This window comes from Frankia tisae (assembly GCF_025403405.1).
GTDB classification, from domain to species: domain Bacteria; phylum Actinomycetota; class Actinomycetes; order Frankiales; family Frankiaceae; genus Frankia; species Frankia tisai.
In genome coordinates, this window is sequence record NZ_JANEZT010000448.1 from 1 (window position 1) to 4,721 (window position 4,721).

Annotated in this window: 5 protein-coding genes; all 5 read left to right on the forward strand. The window is 74.7% G+C overall.

Going from position 1 to position 4,721, the window contains the following annotated elements; genetic code table 11:
- The coding region (locus tag NBZ85_RS27750) for an ATP/GTP-binding protein (protein ID WP_261562947.1) at positions 1-716 on the forward strand (716 nt) is incomplete at its 5' end.
- Between the two features lie 79 nt (positions 717-795).
- Positions 796-1,488, forward strand: coding sequence for an SAF domain-containing protein (locus tag NBZ85_RS27755; RefSeq protein WP_256790386.1), 693 nt, complete (start codon positions 796-798; stop codon positions 1,486-1,488).
- A gap of 7 nt (positions 1,489-1,495) precedes the next feature.
- Positions 1,496-2,320, forward strand: coding sequence for a MinD/ParA family ATP-binding protein (locus NBZ85_RS27760; protein ID WP_055752559.1), 825 nt, complete (start codon positions 1,496-1,498; stop codon positions 2,318-2,320).
- Positions 2,317-3,750 carry a TadA family conjugal transfer-associated ATPase gene (locus NBZ85_RS27765; protein WP_261562949.1) on the forward strand — a complete coding sequence of 478 codons (1,434 nt, stop codon included), beginning with the start codon at positions 2,317-2,319 and terminating at the stop codon, positions 3,748-3,750. The genes NBZ85_RS27760 and NBZ85_RS27765 overlap by 4 nt, the downstream gene beginning before the upstream one ends.
- A complete protein-coding gene (locus NBZ85_RS27770; protein WP_055752558.1) occupies positions 3,747-4,658 on the forward strand; it encodes a type II secretion system F family protein in 912 nt (303 codons plus the stop codon). The genes NBZ85_RS27765 and NBZ85_RS27770 overlap by 4 nt, the downstream gene beginning before the upstream one ends.
- The last annotated feature ends 63 nt before the right edge of the window (positions 4,659-4,721 follow it).

The following is a 4,721-nucleotide window of genomic DNA, read 5'->3' on the forward strand; positions in this document are numbered from 1 at the left end:
CCCCCGCCCTCCGGCGGCCGGTGTTCTACCGGCCGCCGGAGGGCGGGGGCCTGGTGGTGCGGGCGGCGGTGTTCGAGTCGTCGGAGCTGTCGGTGCGGCCGGTGGCTGCGCAGGCGGGGCAGGGGCCGGGCGCCTGGTATGTGTTCCAGTGCACGACCCCTGGTGTGCGGGACGCTCTGTACCGGCCCCCCGTGTGGATTCCGGACGCGGCACCGGGCGTGGAGGCGCCCGCGCCGGACCCGGCAGCACTGGCGGAGCAGGCACGGAACGAGTTGCGGTTGGCCGGTCCGCGGATCGACATGAATCCGGTCGGGGATCAGCTGGTGCGATTGCCGACGTGGCTGTGGCTGGACCCGGCCGGATGGGGCCCGATGTCGGCGACGGCCGCGGCGGGCGGGGTGAGCGTAACCGCGGTCGCCAAGCCGGTGCAGGTGACCTGGTCCCTCGGGGACGGCGCAACGGTGACCTGCCTCGGTCCGGGCACGCCGTTCCCGCCGGGGGCCGATCCGGCGAGCGCCAGTCCGGACTGTGGCTACACCTACCGGAACCGGTCGCTGGACGCGCCCGGCGGGACGTTTGCGGTGACGGCGACGGTGCGCTGGGACGTGTCGTGGGCGGGCGCGGGCCAGACGGGGGTGTTCCCGGGGCTGACGACGGTGTCGACGGCGGCGGCCCGGGTGATCGATGTGCCGGCACTGACGACGGGCGGTGGCTGATGACGACCGTGACCGACGCGACCAGGGCGAGCCGGGCCGCTCGTTGTCCCGGCGGAGCGCAGGTCGGGGGTGCGGGGTGGTGACCGCACCGTCCTCGACGCCGCGCACCGCCGGCGGGGACCGCGCCGGCCGGCGCGCGGGTGCGGCACCGTCCACCCGGCTGACCGGCGGTACCCGGCGGCGCCGCAGGGTTCCCTACCTGCTGCTCGGGGTGGTGCTGGTAGTGGGGTGCGCCGCCGCCGGGCTGCTGGCCGGCGCCCGGGTGGGCTCGCGGACGCCGGTGCTGGTGCTGGCCCGTCCGGTGACGGTGGGCCAGGTCCTGGCGGCGGCGGACGTGCGGGAGGTGCGGATCGCCGCCGACGGCGTGGACACGGTCCCTGCCGGCGAGCGCGACCGTGTGCTCGGCCGGCCCGTCGCCTACAGTCTGCCGGCCGGTACCGTGCTGACCCGGGCTGCGGTGGGTGCCGCGCAGGTCCCCCCGCCCGGTTCCGCGATCGCGGCGGTGGCACTGAAGGCCGGCCAATACCCGTCGGGTCTGTCGGCGGGGTCGCGGGTGACGGTGGTCGTCGCGCCCGCTACCAGCGCGGTCTCGACCGCGTCCTCGGGGGCTGCCGCCAGTGCGTGGGAGGCGACAGTCGTCTCCGTGGCGGCCCATGACACCGATCAGACGACGGTGGTGTCGCTTCAGCTCGCTGAGGAGGACGCCCGCGCGTTGGCGGCGGCCCCGGCCGGGCAGATCGGCGTCGTCACCGTCAATGGCCAGGGCCGGTGAACCCCACATGATCATTGCGCTGGGGTCGTTGAAAGGCAGCCCCGGGACGACGACGTTGGCGCTCGCGCTAGCGGATCGCTGGCCGGCGGACGGCGGGGAGCCGCTGGTGGTGGAGGCCGACCCGGCGGGTGGTGACCTGGGCGCGCGGTTCGGGCTGGCCGCGGGGCGGGGTCTGGTGTCGCTGGCCGCCGCCGGCCGCCGCGGCGGGCAGCCGCGCCCGCTGGACGAGCATGTCCAACAGCTGCCCGGGGGCCTTCAGGTGCTGCCGGCGCCGGCCGGGGCCGAGCATGCCCGCCAGGTGCTCGGCGAGCTCGGCGGCGGGGGCTGGTCGCTGCTGTGGGCCGCGGCGCAGGCTGACGGCCGGCCGATGATCGTGGACTGCGGCCGGCTGGACCCGCTGACCCCGGCGGCGCCGGCGTTGCGCGCCGCGGACGTGCTGCTGCTGGTCGTACGACCGCGCGACGACGAGCTGGCGCACCTCGCGGCCCGGATTCATGTGGTGCAGGGCTGGCAGGTGCCTGCCTGGTATGTGGTGGTCGTCGCCGAGCCGGGCCGGACGCCGGACTACCGGGTCCGCGACATCACCCGGGTGCTGGGTCCCAGGGTGCTGGGGCCGCTGCCGTATGACACAGCCGCCGCCGGGGTGCTCGCCGGCCGTCGACAGAGCCGGTCCGGCATCGGCCGGACACGGCTCGGCCGGACCGTGACACAGATGGCCGGCGCTCTTGCCGCCAGTGTGCCGGCCGAACCCGCGCCACCCGGGCTACCCGTGGCGCCGCCCGGTGGCGACGGACGGGTCGCGTTGCCCCCGACGCGGACGGGGGCGCGATGACCCTGCCGTCCTGGAACGACCCCGGCCGGACGACGGCCGGCAACGGCGCGGGCTGGCCCGGCCTGCTGGCACCACGGGGCGGGCCGGTCACGCCGACGGATCTGCCGGGACGTACGTCGGGGTCGGCCGCCGAGGCGCTGCGCGCACGGCTGCGGGAGGGGTTGCGCGCCGCGCTGGCCGCCCGGCTGCGGGCGGACGAGGACGCCGGCGCAGCGCCGCTGGCCGCGGACGCGCGGGAGGCGTTCGCCCTGGCCGTCCTCGTGGATCTCACGGAGGCACATACCACCGCGGAGCTGGGGCGCGGGGCCGCGGTCCTGCGGCCGGAGGACGAGCAGCGGCTCATCCACGAGGTGCTCGCCGAGGTCCTCGGGCTCGGCGGTCTCGAACCGCTGCTGACCGACCCGTCGATCGAGAACATCAACGTCAACGGTGATCGGGTGTTCATTCGCCGGGCGGACGGCAGCCGCCTCCGGCTACCGCCGATCACCGGATCCGACGCCGAGCTGGTCAGTCTGATCCGGGACCTGGCCGCGCACGCCGGGGTGGAAGAGCGGCGCTGGGACCGCGGCGCCCCGATGGTGAATTTCCACCTGCCGGACAAGAGCCGGGTGTTCGCGGTGATGGCGGTCACCCAGCGGCCTTCCGTGAGTATCCGGAGGCACCGGTTTCGCCACGTCACCCTGAGTGCTCTGCGCGCCAACGGCACCATCGACTACGGGCTGGAGGGCCTGCTCGCGGCGCTGGTGAAGGCGCGGAAGAACATCGTGGTGGCCGGTGGTACCGCGATTGGGAAGACCACGATGCTGCTCGCGCTGGCCGACCAGATCCCACCGTCCGAACGACTGGTCACGGTCGAGGATGTGTACGAACTCGGCTTGGACGAGAACGAGCAGGCGCACCCGGATGTGGTGGCGATGCAGGTCCGCGAAGCCAACACCGAGGGCGAGGGGGCGATCTCCGCGTCCGACCTGGTCCGGGCCGCGCTGCGGATGTCCCCGGACCGGGTGATCGTCGGCGAGGTTCGGGGGCCCGAGGTCATCCCGATGCTCAACGCCATGAGCCAGGGCAACGACGGCTCGATGACGACGCTGCACTCCTCGACCTCCCGTGGCGTGTTCACCCGGCTCGCCAGCTACGCGGTGCAGGGGCCCGAGCGGCTGCCGTTGGAGGCCACGAACCTGCTGATCGCGAGCGCGATTCACGTGGTGGTGCATCTCGTCGAGCCGCGAGGTGAGCGGGGCCGGCGGGTGGTGTCCAGCGTGCGGGAGGTGGTGGACGCCGACGGCGCGCAGGTCGTGACGAACGAGCTGTACCGACCGGGACCCGACCGGCGTGCCCTGCCGGCTGCCCCGCCGACCGGCGAGTTGCTCGACGGCCTGGTCGACGTCGGGTTCGATCCGGATCTGCTTTCCCGGGGGTGGTGGTCATGACCGGCCTGTTCGGGCTGCTCGGCCTGGGCGTCGGCGCCGGGCTGCTGCTCATCGTCTACGGCTGGCACGGGGTATCCGCCGAGGAGGAGCCGCGTCCTGCCCGCCGGTGGCGTTCTCTGCCGTGGCGGGACGACCCGCACGTCGGCCGGTGGGCTACCGCCGCGGTTGTCGCGGGCATCGTGGTGGGCGCACTGACCGGCTGGGTTGTCGGTGGGCTGCTGATCGCGATGGCGGTGTTCGGCCTTCCCCGGATGCTGGGCCCCGACCGCGACCAGGCCCGCCAGGTAGCCCGCACGCAGGGCATCGCGGTGTGGGCCGAACAGCTCCGCGACACCCTCGCCGCCGCGGCCGGCCTCGAACAGGCCATCGCGGCGACCGCGCCCGCCGCCCCGCCGGCGATCCGCGGCGAGGTCACGGTGCTGGCCACCCGGATCGGGCACCGCGAACGGCTCGCGCCCGCCCTGCGCGGGCTGGCCGACGACCTTGACGATCCGCTGGCCGACCTGGTGATCGCAGCACTGATCCTGGCCAGCCAGCACCAGGCCCGGCAGCTGTCCGGGCTGCTCGGCCAGCTCGCCGCGACCGCCCGCGCGCAGGTCGACATGCTGGGGCGGATCGAGGTCGGCCGGGCGAGGATGCGCACCACGATGCGCGTCGTCGTCGTGACCAGCATCGTCTTCGCCGGCGGCCTGGTGGTCTTCAACCGGGCCTTCCTGTCCCCGTACAACACCGCCGCGGGTCAGATGGTCCTGCTCGCCGTGGGGGCGATCTTCACCGGTGGATTCGGGTGGCTACGGCGCATGGCGAAGATCGAGACTCCTGGTCGTTTCCTTGACGGCGACGACCCCACGGCGCCGGCGATGACCGCCGTCACCGCGCCGGCGGGGGCGGGGTGGGGCAGCCGATGACCGTGCTGATGATGCTGCTGGCCGCCGGTATCGGCGTCGGCCTGTGGGCGCTGGCGGTCCTGT